Genomic DNA, 17,297 nt, shown 5'->3' on the forward strand with positions numbered 1-17,297 from the left:
TGTTTTTATCATTTTCATTCAAATAATCCCATACTCAAATACCGCTCACCTGTATCAGGTGCAATACATAAAACTTTTTTACCCGCGCCTAATCGTTTCGCAATCATAATCGCTGCGTAAACAGAAGCTCCTGAAGATGGCCCAACTAACAATCCCTCTTGTCTAGCTAAGTTTCTCATTGTCGTTAAAGCCTCTTCGTCTGCAATTTGAATAATTTCGTTATACACTTCCGTATTTAAGTTTTTCGGGATAAACCCTGGACTTGTTCCTACTAATTTATGAGGACCTGGAACTCCGCCTGATAAAACGGGAGATCCTTTCGGTTCTACTACTGCAATATATAAGTTTGGTAGTTTCTCTTTTAACGTTTCCCCAGTCCCTGTAATAGTCCCGCCAGTTCCAGCCGTTGCTACGAATGCATCAAGCTCGCCATCCATTTGTTCATAAATTTCAAGGGCCGTCGTATAACGATGAATATTCGGGTTTGCTGGATTTTCAAATTGTTGCGGAATAAAACTATTTGGAATTTGCTTTTGCAGTTCTAACGCCTTCGCAATTGCTCCTGGCATTCTTTTTTCTGCCGGTGTTAAAACTACTTCTGCTCCGTATGCTTTCAATAAATTTATACGCTCTTTTGACATATTATCTGGCATAATTAAAATCGCTTTATACCCTTTCGCAGCTGCATTCATCGCTAAGCCTATTCCTGTATTACCACTTGTTGGCTCAATAATTGTATCTCCTGGTTTGATCAGACCATTCTCTTCTGCAACGTGAAGTAAATTATAGGCAGCACGGTCTTTCACACTGCGTGAAGGATTAAACATTTCTAGTTTTACATACACATCCGCTGCGTCTTCTGGAATAAATTTAGATAATCGGACGACAGGTGTATCTCCTATTAATTCTGTAACATTTTCACATAATTTCATAGTGCATCCCCTATTCTATCGTTTTCTTATCACCTGGTAATAACCAAGAGGTAAGTCCAATTAATGGTAGACAACTACATAGTAACATAATGAACTGTAGACTATATATGTCAGCTAATTTCCCAAGGACTACAGAACCTAAAGCGCCGAGTCCAAAGGCAAGCCCTACAATTAATCCAGATACCATCCCTACTTTTCCAGGAACAAGCTCTTGCGCATAAACAACAATTACACTAAAACTACTTGAACTAATAAAACCGATACATAAAAATAGCGGTACGACCCACACGAGCGAAACGTGAGGTAATAAAAGTGCAAGTGGCGCCGAACCTAGCATTGAAAATACAATAATTGTTTTCTTTCCAAATCGATCTGCTAACGGTCCACCAAAGAAAGTTCCTAATACACCGGCAATCATAAATGCGAATATGAAATACTGTGCATTTTTTATAGATAAACCGTAATGCTCGATTAAGTAAAATTGATAAAAATTCCCGATACCAGCACCGTACCAAGAACGTACAAAAGTAAGAAAAACAAGAAGTATAATAACAAATTTAATATGTGTACTTACAATCGCATTTTCCGCCTCAAGCGCAGCCCTCTTTTTTCTTCTTACAGCACCAGTAGCTAATTCATTCTTATACCAATTTGATACGAAAATTAATAATACAATTCCTACCGCTGCAAATGCGGTAAAACCTAAAGAGCCAATTTGGCCGAGCGGAACGAAAATTAAAGCTGTAAAAATAGGTGCTAGGGAATTCCCTGTATTTCCTCCTACTTGATAAATCGCTTGCGCTAAACCTCGTTTTGCACCGGCTGCCATATAAGCAACTCGGGCACCTTCTGGATGAAAGACTGCGGAACCTAATCCGATAAATAAAACAGAAATAATAACAATAATAAAGTTCGGTGCAAAAGCAAGTCCAATCATCCCAAGCATACTCGAAAACATACCGAGCGGTAATAAAAATGGTGACGGCTTCTTATCCGAATACATACCAAAAACCGGCTGCATAATCGATGACGTCATATTTAATGCAAACGCAATCCACCCTACTTGCATATAGGATAAATTCATCGTTTTTTCCAAAATAGGAAACAATGCCGGCACAACTGCTTGCATCGAGTCATTTAAAAAATGACCGAAACTAATCGCAAATAATATTCGGTATATCGTCGGTGTTTCCATTGTATTTTTTTTCGAAACTGCCTGCATATGTGTATTTCTCCTTCCTGTACAAAATATATATTTATTACAGTAGGTGTAATAAATTCTGACTTTTGAAACATTTCTATTCTATACTGGTTTCATTTCTTTTTCCAGAAATATCACTTCTCAAATAATATATTTTTTCTATAAGTTTTATCGGATTTATTTATAGAAATTTTCTATATTTTCTTTTATACTAAGGCAGAGATGAAGGAAAGGATGACAACTATGAAGAAAAAAACTAAAGGAATCGTTGCACTCTCAATCACATTATCTATGTTTTTAACAGCATGTGGTCAAAAACAAGAGGCAACAACGACCGGAGAAAAGAAAAAAGAATCTTCAAAACAAGTATTAAACATTGTAGAAGCTGGGGAAATTTCTACACTTGATTCATCTATTGCAACCGATGGTTTTTCTTACGCTGCATTAAACAACGTAATGGAAGGATTATATATGCCTGGTCCTGACAATAAAGCTGTTCCTGCAGCTGCTGAATCATACAAACTAAGCGAAGATGGAAAAACATATACGTTTACATTACACGACTCAAAATGGTCAAACGGTGATCCAGTGACTGCTCATGATTTTGAATATGCATGGAAACGTGCCATAAATCCAGAAACTGCTTCTGAATACGCACATATTATGTTCGATATTAAAAATGCAGAAAAAATAAATAAAAAAGAATTACCAATTGATTCATTTGGTGTAAAAGCGCTTGATAATAAAACACTTGAAGTACAGTTAGAACACCCTGTTCCATACTTTTTAGGGTTAATGGGATTTGCAACATTTTATCCTCAAAACAAAAAGGTTGTAGAAGCGCAAGGGAAAAATTACGGACTTGAAGCTGCAAATGTAGTTTATAACGGGCCGTTTCAATTAAGTGAATGGAAACATGATACAAGTTATAAAATGACAAAAAACCTGAACTACTGGGATAATAAAAATGTGAAATTAAATGAAATTAATGTAAATATCGTAAAAGATACTTCAACAGCCGTTAATTTATTTGAAGGCAAACAAGTAGACCGAATTACGATTAATTCGGAGTTTGTTGATAAATATCAAAAAGATCCGAGCTTAAAGAAAATGGAACGTCCTTCTATGACATTTTTCCGATTTAGCCAAAAGAATCCTTTATTAGCAAACAAAAACGCTCGAAAAGCTATTTCGCTTGCTTTTGATAAACAAGGAATCGCTACAACGATTTTAAATAATGGTTCTATACCTGCGAATGCATTCGTTCCGAAAGGATTCGTAAAAGGACCTGATAATAAAGATTTTCGCAGTACAAGTAATGTAAAAGTAGAAACGAATGTGAAAGAAGCTAAAACACTATGGGAAACTGCGAAAAAAGAAACAAATTTACAAAATGCTTCTCTTTCAATCATAACAACTGATGAGTCTAACGATAAAAAAATTAGCGAGTTTTTAAAAGGTGAATTGGAGAAAAACTTACCTGGATTAAAAATCACATTACAACCACTTCCAGTAAAAGCATTTTTAGATCGTGAAGGAAATGGTGACTATGAAATTTCACTTTCTACATGGGGACCAGATTATCCTGATCCTACAACATTCTTAAATATGTTTGTCACTGACGGACCGTTTAATAAGATGAGCTATTCAAACAAACAATACGACGAATTAATTGAGAAAACGAGTTCTACTTTAGCAACTGATTTACCAGCACGTTGGAAAGCGTTCCAAGATGCAGAGAAAATTCTACTGGAAGATGATGCAGCTATCGCTCCAATCTTCCAATCAGGACTTGTATATTTAGAACGTCCAACAGTAAAAGATGTTGTTATTCGTCCATTTGCAGGAATTTATTCTTATAAGTGGGCTTCTATTACAGAATAAGAAAAAGGCGATCCTAACATATATTAGGATCGCCTTTTTTATTAAATCGCAAAACGCTTATACTTTTCATAATCACTCGTCTTACATTCTACTTCTAGTTTCGTACCTTCGTTTTCATAACTCGTAGATAAAACGTGCGCATGATTATTGAAATAAGAAACTACCTGTCCTTGATCATACGGAATTAACATTTCACACTTCGTATACTCTTTATAAATGTGTGAGCGAATCATTTCGACAAGCTCTTCTATTCCAACATGCTTCTTCGCCGATAAATAAACGCGATCTTCTTGTACTTTCGGAATTTCAACATCTACCATATCTGATTTGTTATAAGCATAAATGGTTGGAATATTTTCTACTCCAATTTTCTTTAACGTTTCATTTGTAATATCAATTAACTGTTCATAATTTGGATTCGCGTAATCTACAACGTGAATAAGTAGGTCCGCTTCCGCTACTTCTTCTAACGTTGAACGGAACGCTTTCACAAGGTGATGCGGTAATTTACTTACAAATCCAACTGTATCTGTTAATAAGAATGATTTGTTATCTGGCAAATCAATATTTCGTACAGATGTTTCTAACGTCGCGAATAACATATCTTTTTCGAATACTTGTTTTTCTTCAGTACCATTATAAATTTCAAGCATTGCATTCATCGTCGTTGATTTTCCTGCGTTCGTATAACCTACTAAAGCTACAACAGGAACTTCATTTTTCTTACGCTGTTTTCGCTGCGTTTGACGCTGGGCAACAAGTGCTTCTAGATCTTTATTTAAAACTGAAATCTGCTCTTCAATTTTACGACGATCTAACTCTAATTTCTTCTCACCGACACCTTTATTTTTCGTACCAACTCCGCCGCTCTGTCTTCCTAATGATTCACGAAGCCCGATTAAACGAGGCATCATATACTGAAGATGCGCTACCTCAACTTGCAGCTGCGCTTCTTTCGTTTTCGCACGTTGCGCAAAAATATCTAAAATTAATATGGTACGGTCAATTACTTTACAATCTAAATCCGCTTCTAAATTTCGAATTTGTGAAGGCGATAATTCGTCATTAAAGATTACCATATTCGCATCTACTTCATTTACATAAGCTGCTACTTCTTCAATCTTTCCTTTTCCAATATAATGTGACGGATTTACTCGTTGTAAATTTTGCGTCACTTGCCCAATTACCTCTACATCACAAGCTTCTGCAAGATTCGTTAACTCTTCCATCGAATACGCAAAATCATCTTCATTACCTAAATTTACTCCAACTAAAACTGCTCTTTGTAATAATTCTTCCATATATTTATTCCTCCATTTCGATTACGTAAAATAAAAAACACAGGTTACTGCCTGTGTTTTCGTAAACGGATAAGGGTTCACCAAAGAAATAGAAGAAAGTTATACTTTCATACTATCTCATAGTCAAAAAGTCCCAAGATCATATACGCATCCACAATAAGTGTTCACCTATACGATCCCATTCTATTTATAAAGGCAAAACAAAAAGAGGGCGTATTCGTCCCTCCCTCTTTTTCACATATAAGCTTAATAAAGGGTTCCTTTAAAATAGGCAGACCAATCCCGTTCACTCTGCACACAGACAGAGCCTTTGAGCGCTATTCAATTATTGGCACAAAGTATTGAGACGTAATCTGATTAAGATCAAAGGAAGCCCCTCCGTTCATTTTAAGTTACATAAAGTGTAGCATAAGTAATTCGCTTTCACAAGATTAAACCACCTATAGAAACAGAAAGAAAATCTTTATATATTTACTTTAATCGTCATTTTTTGCGCGTTCTTCTTACAATAAAAATCACAAGAGCTACTATCAGTAACAGGCCTATAGAAAGGGTGACAACTTGCCACCAACTGAAACCGTTCACCATGTCACCTTTTAAATCGACTTTCTTCGTCGGAACAGATTCTTTTGCAATTTGACTTAAAGCCACTTTGTCCATCTCTGCCTCATCTAATCTCTTCGTTCCACTGCACATAGAGGTCTCTAATCTTTCCTCTCCTCTATAAGAAGAAAAAACTAGATACTCTCCTCCCTCCGCAAAACAAAATGTACAACTACTAAAACTTGTATATACAATAACTTGTGAAGAGCTTGTCCCTTTCCAAATTCTCTTCACTTCAAAAAAAGCTGCATTCAAAGATTGGTTACCTCCCTTTGAACACAGCTTCTTTTATCTTAACTTTATTTACCTGTCCGAGACCATATCACAACAGGAATAAGCATGAAAGCTAAAACTCCTCCAGCTAATGACAATGCCGCATAACTTGAATTTGCCACTACCATACCTGACATCGCTCCGCCTGAAGCTCCAGCTAATGCAATAAACACATCTATTTCCCCTTGTGTTTTTGCACGTGTGGAAGGTATAGTTGCATCAACAATTTGAGCCGTACCACTTATTAAACCGAGGTTCCACCCTAATCCAAGTAAAGATAAAGCAACAATTAATAGTATTAAAGAATCACTCGGCGCGATTGCAGCTATGACACCTGCAGCTAGTAAAATTACTCCGCCAGCTATACTCATCGTAGTTCTTCCAATTTTATTAATTAGCATTCCCGTAACGAGAGATGGAAGGTACATTGCACCTACATGAAAACCAATCACAAGTCCTACTGCACTTAATCCATGACCGTGATGCCCCATATGAACTGGAGTCATCGTCATAATCGCAACCATCACAACTTGAGTAAGTATCATTACGATTGCCCCAACTGTAATACCTCGTTTATTTTCTGTCGCTTCTTCTATTACTGGTTGCCCTTTATATGTATGCTCTTGTTTATACGTTTCTATCATATTAGCAATAAGTAACGGATCTGGACGAAGCATAACAAAAAGGACAAGACCAGCTAGTATAAATGCTGCTGCCGATAATATAAACGGACCAGCAAGTTCAGGAATTCCAATTGAATGAGCAAATCTTCCCATTACACCCACTAAATTTGGACCTGCGACTGCACCAAAAGTCGTCATTACCATCGTAATACTAATAGCAGTTGCTCTTTGCTTCTTATTCGCTAAATCCGTTCCAGCATAACGCGCTTGTAAATTCGTAGCTGTGCCCGCGCCATATATAAGTAAAGAAACTAGTAAAAGAATAATACTATTTGTTAAAGCTGCCATCACAACTCCAATAGCCCCTAACCCGCCTACTATAAAACCTCCTGCAAGCCCTATGCGGCGACCATACTTTTGCGATAACTTCCCAACAAAGAAAGCTGCTACCGCAGATCCCATTGTAAACATAGCTGCCGGTAATCCTGCATATGCATCTGTCCCAAGCATTTGCTGCGCAAGAAGTGCACCTACTGTAATCCCAGCAGCTAACCCTGCTCCGCCAAACATTTGTGAAATACTTACGATTATTAATGTTCTTTTGTATAATTTTTGTTGCTCTTCTTCTGTATATATACGATTACTTATTGAAGCATCTGCTGTATCTATCATTTTCTCACCCTTTCTATAAAACTAATACCTCTTGTTAATGTACTATAGAACAACAAAATCCCCAAATTTAAAATGCAAAAATTTATTTATACATGTAAAGAACCCCACGGTTTATATTTTTCCCAGTACCGAGGGGTTCCCAAACTTACAGGGTAACTCTACTTTATATTTCATATACAAACTTTGTACTATTTTACAACTTTATCTTGATTCATTTCAAAGCCTTCTGTCTTTCCCTCTTTTATTTCATAATAATAAGAAGTTAATTCTATATTATGTTCTAAAAGGTAATCCTCAATTAATGAAATAATCACTTTCAACGTTTTCAATCGAGCGTATAATTTATCGTTACTCGCGATAATTTTCCATTTTGCATTTGGCTTATTTGTTTTTTCAAACATGTCTTCCATTGCTTCAACATACTCGTCCCATTTTTCACGGTTACGCCAATCTTCGTCTGTAATTTTCCATCTTTTCAAAGGATTGTTCTCTCTATCTTTAAACCTCTTTAATTGTTCATCTTTACTAATATGATAGAAAAACTTCCCGATTATATAATGATCATCTGTTAATAGTTTTTCAAAGTCATTAATCTCATTATACGCTCTCGTCCACTCTTCCTTTGTAGCAAAACCTTCAACACGCTCAACTAACACACGGCCGTACCATGAGCGATCAAAAATAGTAATTTGCCCGTACTGAGGAAGTTTTCGCCAGAAACGTTGCAAGTAATGGTACCGTTTTTCATGAGGTGCTGGTGCTCCGATTGGATTTACTTGAAACCCGCGCGGATCAAGGTGTTCTGTCACTCGTTTAATCGCTCCTCCTTTTCCAGCAGCATCCCAGCCTTCCATAACGAGCATCACTGCAATTTTTTCTTCTTTTACAATTTGCTGCAATGCTAATAAGCGCCTTTGATATTTTTCTAATTTCTTATTGTACTTAGATTTCGATTCAATTTTTTTCGTTACATCTACTTTAGCAAGATATCCGTTTTCCATGAAACAAATCCCCCTTGTTGTATGACAATGTTATTTTAACATATTTTTGGAAATCATTTCATGTTAGAAAAAGCTGTGTAGAAAAATCTCTACACAGCTTCCTTCTCTAATTGCACATCTACTTCAATATTCTCATTTTTATTTTTCACAGCCTTCATAAAGAATACAGCCGTTAATATAACGGTAATAATTGTACCTACAATATAAGATGTATTTAACGGAATATTAAAACCTATTTTTGCATTTAAAATGTAAATTACAGTCATGAGTGGCATAAATATCGCCGGAATTAAGGAAACAACATACGGTTTTCCTTTGATGAATAAATACATCGTTCCAATCCATAACGCAATTGCTGCAGTCGATTGGTTAGCCCAAGAGAAATATCTCCATAACAGTGTGAAATCAATTTTCGTTAAACCGTATGCAATAACAAACAATGGAATTGCAATAATTAAGCGATTTTTCAATTTCGTTTGCTTAAAATTGAAATAGTCTGCAATGATCGAACGTGCCGCACGAAAAGCAGTATCACCAGATGTAATTGGCAATACAATTACTCCGATAACAGCGATTGTTCCGCCTACAGCACCTAACATGGTCTTCGAGATTTCACTTACAACCGCAGCTGGTGTACCTGATTTAATTAACTCATTTAATTCACCGTATGAGAAAATACTCATCGCAGCTGCTGCCCAGATCATTGCAATAATCGCTTCCGCAATCATCATGCCGAAAAATACATATCTGCCATGTTTTTCAGTTTGAAGTGTTCTTGAAATAATTGGTGATTGTGTTGCGTGAAATCCTGATAAAGCACCACATGTAATTGTCAGCATTAATAGTGGAAAAATAGGTGCATGATCTGGATGCATATTTTCAAACGTTAATTCTGGAATAGGAGAACCTTTTATTATCATCATTCCCCCTATGCCAATAGCACTTATTAGCAACAATGCACCTAATACCGGATAAATTTTCCCTATAATTTTATCAATCGGCAAGATTGTAGATAAAATGTAATATACGAAAATTACAGATAAGATAATAGTTATTGGCACTTTTCCTTGCAATACGATATCAAGTAACGATGCTGGTGTTGTAATAAACACCGTTCCTACTAATACTAAAAGCAGTAGTGAAAAAACATTTACAATATGTCTCATTGCATTTCCTAAAAACTTCCCTGCTAATTCAGGAATATGCGCCCCTTTATTTCGAATAGAAATCATACCTGTAAGATAATCATGAACAGCCCCTGCAAAAATAGCCCCTATTACGATCCAAACAAATGCAACCGGGCCATATAAAGCACCTAATATTGGTCCAAATATAGGTCCAGTACCTGCAATATTTAATAATTGAATCATAGAATTCTTTCGCCTATCCATAGGTACATAGTCTATCCCATCTTGATTCACATAAGCTGGTGTCTTTCTTGAATAATTCACTCCAAATATCTTTTCAATTAACTTTCCGTATGTAAAATAACCGATTATCAATACGACAATTGATACTAAAAATGTAACCATTACTATCCCCTCCCCCTTATAGAAAGCGCTTTCTTATTTCCATATAAGGAAACGTTTTCAATTTATTCTAGCATATTTAATCATATTAAATAAACAGTTTATAAAGAATTTTTAGTATATTCTTTTTATAACTTAGAAATTACCGCCTTATAACAGTAAGAATGACTTGATTATTCGTAACTAAATCTATTCCAACGATAAGGCTTAATACAGCAATACTTATATACTCAATTACTGTATACCATGGATTCAATTCTAATAACATTCCAGAAATAAATATATACAAAAATAACAGTTGCGAAAAAAACTGATTCCTAGCCCGATTTTCATCACAACGCTAACTCACATTATAGGGTATACCCTCTCACAAAAAGAAGATAATAATATATAAATTCATTAAAGAATGGGAGCTCTCTAAAGATGAAGCGAAAAATATTTTCTCTCTTTGCACTAATCTGTTTAGCACTACCAATACAAGCTAATGCGTACACATTTCAATCACTACCAATTGCTTCAAGTTCTAAACAGTGGCATATCGAAATTGACAAATCTCATAACGCAAACAAGCAAGCAGTGCAGTCAAAACAAGGTGTGTATGATACATATCGTTTACTCGTAAAAAACATCGGTAATGATGTATCAAATGTAGCTGTAGAAATCGTTGATAACACTCCTGCCTCTAAAACTACTTTTAATCCTACTACATTACATAACAACGTTTCAAAAAGTCAGACAAGCTTTGACTACATCGTATTCCTTTTAAACTTTAACAGCCATAATTTTAAAGTCGTCATTACTTGGGAAGAAAACAATTTCTCTTACAACGGTCATCCAGTAAATGAAGGGAAACAAATGAAACAAACATTTGTATTTAATGAAGAATAGGCCCTAATTTGATTAGGGCCTATTCTTCATTTATAAAACCAGATTGAATTGCTTCTGTCACTTCTTTTGTGATGTCCATTGTTGTTGCATCGGTGCTAATTTTCTTATGCCAAATATGCACGGAAGGCTTTTCGTTACAAAAATGCTTTATTAATACTAGTTGGTTATATGCTAGCTTATTTTCTCTATGGGTAGCAATATAGACTGTGAAATTTTTTGCTTCAAAAATCTTTTCCTGCAAATTGTATTGGCTGTCCAATTCCTTTGCTACTATATCGTTCAAGTTTTCAATAATCATATAAGTTATTCTCCTTTCCCTTATATCATCAATCAAATCGTCGAATACTTGGTACACATAATGCTACTCCAAGTGTTACAAGTACTAATATAGCTAATGTTATAATCGTTATCTCACCACCTATGATAGTAGCTAACCAGCCTACAACTACATAACCTAACTTTTTCTCAGCTTGTATTTCGCCTTGCATGTCTCTCACCTCTTTTCGAATGACTAAATCCTCCCGGTAAATATCTTAATTTTAATAATTTTAAATTTTCAATTTAATTATATATGAAATTGTTAAATTTATGGTAATATTATCAAAAACATGAAGGAGACAATATATGAAAACAATTGAGACAGAAAGACTCATACTACGCTCATTACAGTTGGACGACGCTCCAGTAATCGAAAAATTAGCTGGCGATTATGATGTTGCTAAAACAACCCTATCTATTCCACACCCATACCCAAAAGGCTCTGCCAAAGATTTTATTACACATATGCTACAAGCAGCAACGAATAAAAAAGTTGTGATTTTTTCTATCTTAGGTAAGAATAATAAAGAATTATTAGGTGTAATTAATTTAAATTCAGATCATATCCATAACCGTGGAGAACTGGCCTATTGGATTGGAAGACCTTATTGGGGAAATGGATTTGGTACCGAAGCAGCGAAAGCACTGCTGCATTATGGATTCAACGAGCTACATTTAAACAAAATATTCGCAGCAGCTTTTACAAATAATCCTGGTTCCTGGCGAATTATGGAGAAAATCGGAATGAAACATGAAGGGACGTTTAAACAACATGTTGTAAAATCTGGTGAATCTATGGATCTTACATACTATGGAATATTACTTGATGAATATAAATAAAAAAGGTGTTTTCATAAATGAAAACACCTTTTTTATTTATAATTTTAAGTTCTTCTTCAATGTCCAATACTTTTCTTGAGCATTTTCAAATGAAAATTCTACCCAACCGTTTGGATCTTCACGATATACATTTACTTTCTTACCACTTTCTAATTTTCCAACTTCATTTTGTTTAACATTTGGTACACTCTTAATTGGGTTGTTAAACGGGAATGGAACTTGGTAGTAAGACCCTAACAATTGAACTGTAGCTGTTGCATCTTTTGCATAATCTTTATATGGAATCGCTTCGCCTAGTGCATTTACATTTAATGTATTAGGATTTTTCGCTAATCGTTTTACATTTTGATAATCTTTGTTATTGAAAGGCTTAATACGTTCCATAATATTAGCTATTTTTCCAGCCCATGCTTTATCTGTTGCATACTTAACATTCATATCAGGTAATGTGTAACCATTGAAATGAGGAGCGCCTTCTTCTAAGTAGTTTTTTCTTACATAATCAGCATTGTATGAAATACTTAATGCATAAGACGGTAAATATTTTGCATGTGCAAATGGATCCCAATCATACGCTCTTAAGCCAAATAAATTATGTTTACGATATGCAATTTCTGATTTACCATAACCAGATTCTAAGATTGCATGTGCAGCTAAGTATAATGCGTTCACACCATACTCATTTTGTGCTTGAATAAAATCTTTACCATTTCCAACAAGTGGACTGTCTGAATGATACTTTCCAATGAAATTATCAATCTCTTGTGCTGTTATATTAGATGGTAACGTTACATCTAGATTGATATACGATGCCATAGCGTTATATAAAAATTGTGCATATTCCTCACGCGTTAAAACACTATTTGGATTAAATGCACCTGCTCCATTACCTGCAGTCACGCCGTTAGACTCTAATGCACTAATCGCTTCACTTGCCCAATGATCTTTCGGAACATCATTAAATGTATGATCGGCTTTTACTTTTAGTTTAAAAGCTTTCTGTAAAATTACCGCCATTTCAGCACGAGTTAAAGATTCTTTCGGTCTAAATGTTCCTTTACCATCACCTACGAAAATCCCCATATCTGTTAAAGTTAAAATTTCTTTTTGGAACATTGTTATTCCTTCGCTAATATCAGAGTATGGATTTTTATATTCGCTTTTCGCGTCTGGTTTTAATGCACGATATATTAATGCGGCTACTTGCTCACGATTTACAACATCCCCAAAGCCAAACTTACCATTATCATATCCTGCAATAATTTCTTTTGACGTTAAATTAGTAATTGCTTTATATGACCAATGATTTTTCGGTACGTCTGGAAATTCTTTTTCAGCTGCAAACGAAGTTGCCGGAGCCATCACTACTTGAAGTGCGACTGTCACTGCTAACACATTAGAAATAACTTTTTTCATAAATTGTTTAACACGTTTTCTATATGCTTGTCCCGTGTTAACTTGCCTCCCTTTATCGTATAATTTTCCCTATTAAACTAACAAACTCTTAATTAGTCAACAGTAAAAGTATACGTGATAAAAATAAACTAATCTACCATTATTTTATTTATAATCAGCATAATACGATATATCTTTTTATTCCGATATAAAATCACAATTTTTTACATAATTAGCCCATCACCTCTATATAGATGATGGGCTTAGCAATCAACATTGTTATTTAGCTAAACGATATTTGGAAACATCGAAACCTTTCCATTCATAATAATCTAAAATACCAGCATAAACTGCCTCAGCAGCAATTTGTCTTCCTGATTCAGTAGCTAATTTACCATTATCTATATCATTATCAATAAAGGCAAGCTCTGTTAAAACTGCTGGTACTGTATTATTATTTACTACATAAAGTGAGTGATCGTCTTTTATCTTTCTATCTCTTGTATGTAGTGCTTCTACTACTCTACTTTGAATTTTCTTTGCTAATACTTCGCTATCCTTTTCAATCTGTGTCTCTTCTCCATGCTTGGATTTTTTATAATAATATGTTTCCGTTCCATGACCATCATGATTTTTAGAAGAATTTGCATGAATGCTTACAAATATATCTGCATTGTTCTCTTGACCAAATTTCACTCGATTCGCAAGAGATTCATTTTTGTTACTTCCTGGATTTCCGTTCTCTTCACGTGTTAACAAAGCTTTTAAAGGTGTATTTTTTTCTAACAACTTCTGTAATCTTAAAGATGTATCAAATACAATTTTACTTTCCTCTACACCTTGTCCTGGATTCCCTGGATCAAATCCTCCATGACCAGGATCAATAATAACTACCTTTTCTACTAAAGGATTACCTACTTTAAGTGAGTCAGTCTTTGTAATAAATTGAGCTGCTTCTGCTTTAGTTAGAATTTTTTTCGGCTCCCATCTGTCACCAGTCCCTACAGAAATCCCTAATGCAACTAGAATGTTAGCTTTTTCTTTACCCCAGTTTAATGTTTCTAAATCTTTGAATTTAGTTGCTGGAGTACCGTTCACTTTAGACTCTAATTTGTAAGCTTCTACAAGAAGAGATGCCATTGAAACGCGGTCGATTTTTCCATCTGGCTCAAATCCATTGCCTGTACCTTTAACCACACCAGCTTTTTCTACAGCTGCGATGACTGGAGTAGCCCAATGTTTTTGAGAATCAGCGTAAGATGGTTTAGCATTTTTATCGATTGGTAATTTTAAAATTTTAGCCATCATTGTAGCTGCTTCTGCACGAGTAATCTCTTTTCTAGGCTCGAACATTCCTTTCTCGTTACCTGTAACTGCGCCTTTTTCTGCTAAGTAGTTAATAGAAGCTTCTGACCAATCCCCTGCTGGGACATCTGGAAACGTTTTTGTTTGTGCGAAACTACTAGATGAATAAGATAATATACTAGCTGCGATTACTCCTGCTGCAATTATTCTATTTTTCATAGAATATATTCCCCTCTCAAGTACAATGTATTTATGTAACAGACTAATTATAGTTCTGAAAATTGGTACTGGTCAATTGAAATTTGTATATTTTTGTATTATTATTGTATTTTTTGTCATATATAACTATAGTTAAAAACTATAAGGTTTTATAAGGGAGAGATTCATATGAGCAACAATTGGAAAGATATAGAACACCGTATTTACACGATGTGTATGATTCAGCGGAATAACGAAGTATTGTTAATACAGCGCCCCGATCATCTAGGCTTCCCTGGCTACATCGCTCCTGGCGGAAAAGTAGATTTCCCAGAAAGTATCGTTCACGCTGCTAAACGAGAAGTAAAAGAAGAAACTGGATTACTTGTTTCAAATTTAACTTTTAAGGGATTAGATGAATACGTAAATCCGAAAGAAAATGTTCGATATATGGTATTTAATTATTGGGCAGACTCATTTGAAGGCGAACTTCTTATGAATCCTCCTGAGGGCGAATTATTATGGGTGACAATTGATACAGCATTAAATCTTCCTATGCAAAATTGGTTTAAAGAGAGATTCCCATTATTTTTTGAAAAAGGTACCTTTGAAATTCAACGTATTTGGGACCGAGACTTAGATAAACAAGTTGCTATGACAATTACGCATACGTAAAAAAAGCTTGGAATCTCTCCAAGCTTTTCTTATTTCTCCTCTATTTTCGTAATCTCATAATCAATTTCTAAAAACTTAATCCCAAATATCCACATTCTATGATTAGCTTCTAATATGTGATCCGTGTTCTCTTTAATAATAAAAGTCTCTGCTAACGGTAAACGTATTGTAAAGAAACGAGTATGTAAATAAATCCCCTCATCCCCCTTACCATTTTTTCTCAACTTACTAGTAATGATTAAATCATTACTCTTATTATATACTTTCAAAACTCCCGTCATATTCGAATATGGCAAAGGTAATGCAATATTCATATACGTCTCGTTCTCATATGTATGCTTTGAGTAAAGAGCTACAAATATAGATTCTCCTGCTTCATTTTTTCTTAACCAAGCCCTTACATTCTCTCTTCCATCCTTCTCATCTATTATCCCGACGATAGAGCCGTGCATCGTTTCCGACTTGCCGCCCATTCCTAAATGTATTTGTCCTACACGTTTACTCATTTTCTCATAGCAAAATGCTACCGGGCGGAACCAGCGAGCCCATTTAATATGTGATTGTAACTCATACTCTTTTGTATCCTCATAAAAGCGAATAATACTTAAAGGAATCTTCGTCACGTCAAATGCCTCACTATGAAAATCATTCATATTATCAACTAAACCTTTGTATTCTTTGCTATCTATTAAATTTCTGTTATGTAAAAATGCTTCACCAACTGTCACATTTCCTCTTAACCTGCTCATTGGTTTCCCGTAATATTTATAATTTGGAGCACTCTTTTCAATCAACCAGCCGACAAATGCTGGTAACGCTACTCCAATTCCATTGACAACACCGTGAATCCAAACCATTTGAGCGATTGTAATCGTCATTACATGTTTCAAATTCCCATACGAATATATAAGTGAAAACATAATTGTTACCATGAGTGTGCTAGACGATATGATCAGGAGAATTTTTGCACTGATAGCATTAAATTTCGTGCGCCAAACATAAATACCATAACTATAAATCGCACATAAATATAGAAAAACTGCAAAAAATTCAAATACTCTGGAGTACGTAATTCCTATTGCAACTGTCATAGGTGAAATGACGATGATAAACATAATAGCATCATACACTTTACTTCTCTTTTCTCTTTTTCTCCCAATTAAACCAGCTGATAACGGCAGTAGAAATGCCGAATAATGAAAGTGTGCAGCTGTGAGTAAAACAATGTCAGAACTAAAGTGTATAATGGAGAGTTTTGCTACAGAAGCAAAAAACCAAAAACCACCTAAAAACAAATATATAAACGCACTATCGATAGCTGTCTCTTCTAGCGGTTTCCATCCTCTTTCTAGTAATCTACTCACACCAAATAATGCAACAATTCCTGTATATACAAACCAAAGTAACGCAAAAAAATAGTGGTTCGTTACGAAAGCTAACATTGCACTAATTGCTGCGATTGGATATAACAACGATATAAATTTATAAAAAAACACATATGATCCATTTCTTGTTTTCTTATCAATGATGCAAAATGACATCGGTATAAATAACAAAATAGATAATAAAATAATTGCTTCAACTGGGTTTACATTTGACCACTCACATATTAGAAAAATAATATAACAAGCAAGTCCAACTATTATATTTTTCATATCA

Annotated in this window: 15 protein-coding genes and 1 pseudogene; 4 read left to right on the plus strand and 12 right to left on the minus strand. The window is 34.9% G+C overall.

Annotated features, from left to right (window positions below):
- Positions 1 to 14: 14 nt before the first annotated feature.
- The gene (cysK, locus tag F8162_RS25620; protein WP_151630866.1) at positions 15 to 932 is read right to left on the minus strand and encodes a cysteine synthase A; all 918 of its coding nucleotides are present in this window, start codon (positions 930 to 932) and stop codon (positions 15 to 17) included.
- A 10-nt stretch (positions 933 to 942) separates the two neighbouring features.
- The gene (locus tag F8162_RS25625) at positions 943 to 2,154 is read right to left on the minus strand and encodes an MFS transporter (RefSeq protein WP_151630867.1); all 1,212 of its coding nucleotides are present in this window, start codon (positions 2,152 to 2,154) and stop codon (positions 943 to 945) included.
- 222 nt (positions 2,155 to 2,376) lie between these two features.
- Here F8162_RS25625 and F8162_RS25630 point away from each other — a divergent pair, with 222 nt between their 5' ends.
- Complete coding sequence (locus F8162_RS25630) at positions 2,377 to 4,017, plus strand: peptide ABC transporter substrate-binding protein (RefSeq protein WP_151630868.1); 1,641 nt, start codon at positions 2,377 to 2,379, stop codon at positions 4,015 to 4,017.
- Between the two features lie 41 nt (positions 4,018 to 4,058).
- Here F8162_RS25630 and hflX read toward each other — a convergent pair whose 3' ends face one another.
- The 5 genes from hflX to F8162_RS25655 form a co-directional block, all read right to left on the minus strand.
- Positions 4,059 to 5,318: a GTPase HflX gene (hflX, locus tag F8162_RS25635; RefSeq protein ID WP_061673188.1), complete on the minus strand. Its 1,260-nt coding sequence runs from the start codon at positions 5,316 to 5,318 to the stop codon at positions 4,059 to 4,061.
- A gap of 483 nt (positions 5,319 to 5,801) precedes the next feature.
- Positions 5,802 to 6,203: a cobalamin biosynthesis protein CbiN gene (locus F8162_RS25640; RefSeq protein ID WP_151630869.1), complete on the minus strand. Its 402-nt coding sequence runs from the start codon at positions 6,201 to 6,203 to the stop codon at positions 5,802 to 5,804.
- 17 nt (positions 6,204 to 6,220) lie between these two features.
- On the minus strand, positions 6,221 to 7,489 hold the full coding sequence (locus F8162_RS25645; RefSeq protein WP_151630870.1) for an MFS transporter: 1,269 nt from the start codon (positions 7,487 to 7,489) through the stop codon (positions 6,221 to 6,223).
- Positions 7,490 to 7,677: 188 nt separating this feature from the next.
- Positions 7,678 to 8,490, minus strand: coding sequence for a polyphosphate kinase 2 family protein (locus tag F8162_RS25650; protein WP_151630871.1), 813 nt, complete (start codon positions 8,488 to 8,490; stop codon positions 7,678 to 7,680).
- A gap of 89 nt (positions 8,491 to 8,579) precedes the next feature.
- A complete protein-coding gene (locus F8162_RS25655; protein WP_151630872.1) occupies positions 8,580 to 10,022 on the minus strand; it encodes a carbon starvation protein A in 1,443 nt (480 codons plus the stop codon).
- 420 nt (positions 10,023 to 10,442) lie between these two features.
- Here F8162_RS25655 and F8162_RS25660 point away from each other — a divergent pair, with 420 nt between their 5' ends.
- Positions 10,443 to 10,907, plus strand: coding sequence for a hypothetical protein (locus tag F8162_RS25660; RefSeq protein WP_151630873.1), 465 nt, complete (start codon positions 10,443 to 10,445; stop codon positions 10,905 to 10,907).
- Between the two features lie 19 nt (positions 10,908 to 10,926).
- Here F8162_RS25660 and F8162_RS25665 read toward each other — a convergent pair whose 3' ends face one another.
- Together F8162_RS25665 and F8162_RS29185 are read right to left on the minus strand one after the other, a co-directional pair.
- Positions 10,927 to 11,205, minus strand: coding sequence for a hypothetical protein (locus F8162_RS25665; RefSeq protein ID WP_151630874.1), 279 nt, complete (start codon positions 11,203 to 11,205; stop codon positions 10,927 to 10,929).
- 28 nt (positions 11,206 to 11,233) lie between these two features.
- A pseudogene (locus F8162_RS29185) lies at positions 11,234 to 11,371 on the minus strand (MFS transporter); the annotation flags it as partial.
- A gap of 160 nt (positions 11,372 to 11,531) precedes the next feature.
- Here F8162_RS29185 and F8162_RS25675 point away from each other — a divergent pair.
- Entirely contained in the window at positions 11,532 to 12,065 is a 534-nt protein-coding gene (locus F8162_RS25675; RefSeq protein WP_151630876.1) for a GNAT family N-acetyltransferase, read from the plus strand.
- A gap of 36 nt (positions 12,066 to 12,101) precedes the next feature.
- On the opposite strand, the gene F8162_RS25680 is transcribed toward F8162_RS25675, so the two are convergent.
- Both F8162_RS25680 and F8162_RS25685 read right to left on the minus strand, forming a co-directional pair.
- Complete coding sequence (locus F8162_RS25680; RefSeq protein ID WP_151630877.1) at positions 12,102 to 13,481, minus strand: S-layer homology domain-containing protein; 1,380 nt, start codon at positions 13,479 to 13,481, stop codon at positions 12,102 to 12,104.
- A 258-nt stretch (positions 13,482 to 13,739) separates the two neighbouring features.
- A complete protein-coding gene (locus F8162_RS25685) occupies positions 13,740 to 14,984 on the minus strand; it encodes an N-acetylmuramoyl-L-alanine amidase (protein ID WP_151630878.1) in 1,245 nt (414 codons plus the stop codon).
- Positions 14,985 to 15,152: 168 nt separating this feature from the next.
- Here F8162_RS25685 and F8162_RS25690 point away from each other — a divergent pair, with 168 nt between their 5' ends.
- Entirely contained in the window at positions 15,153 to 15,638 is a 486-nt protein-coding gene (locus tag F8162_RS25690) for an 8-oxo-dGTP diphosphatase (protein WP_151630879.1), read from the plus strand.
- A 29-nt stretch (positions 15,639 to 15,667) separates the two neighbouring features.
- On the opposite strand, the gene F8162_RS25695 is transcribed toward F8162_RS25690, so the two are convergent.
- Positions 15,668 to 17,293 carry a YndJ family protein gene (locus F8162_RS25695; protein ID WP_151630880.1) on the minus strand — a complete coding sequence of 542 codons (1,626 nt, stop codon included), beginning with the start codon at positions 17,291 to 17,293 and terminating at the stop codon, positions 15,668 to 15,670.
- Positions 17,294 to 17,297 lie beyond the last annotated feature (4 nt).

Origin of the sequence: Bacillus sp. CH140a_4T, assembly GCF_008923725.1 — a bacterium.
Classification (GTDB): Bacteria; Bacillota; Bacilli; order Bacillales; family Bacillaceae_G; genus Bacillus_A.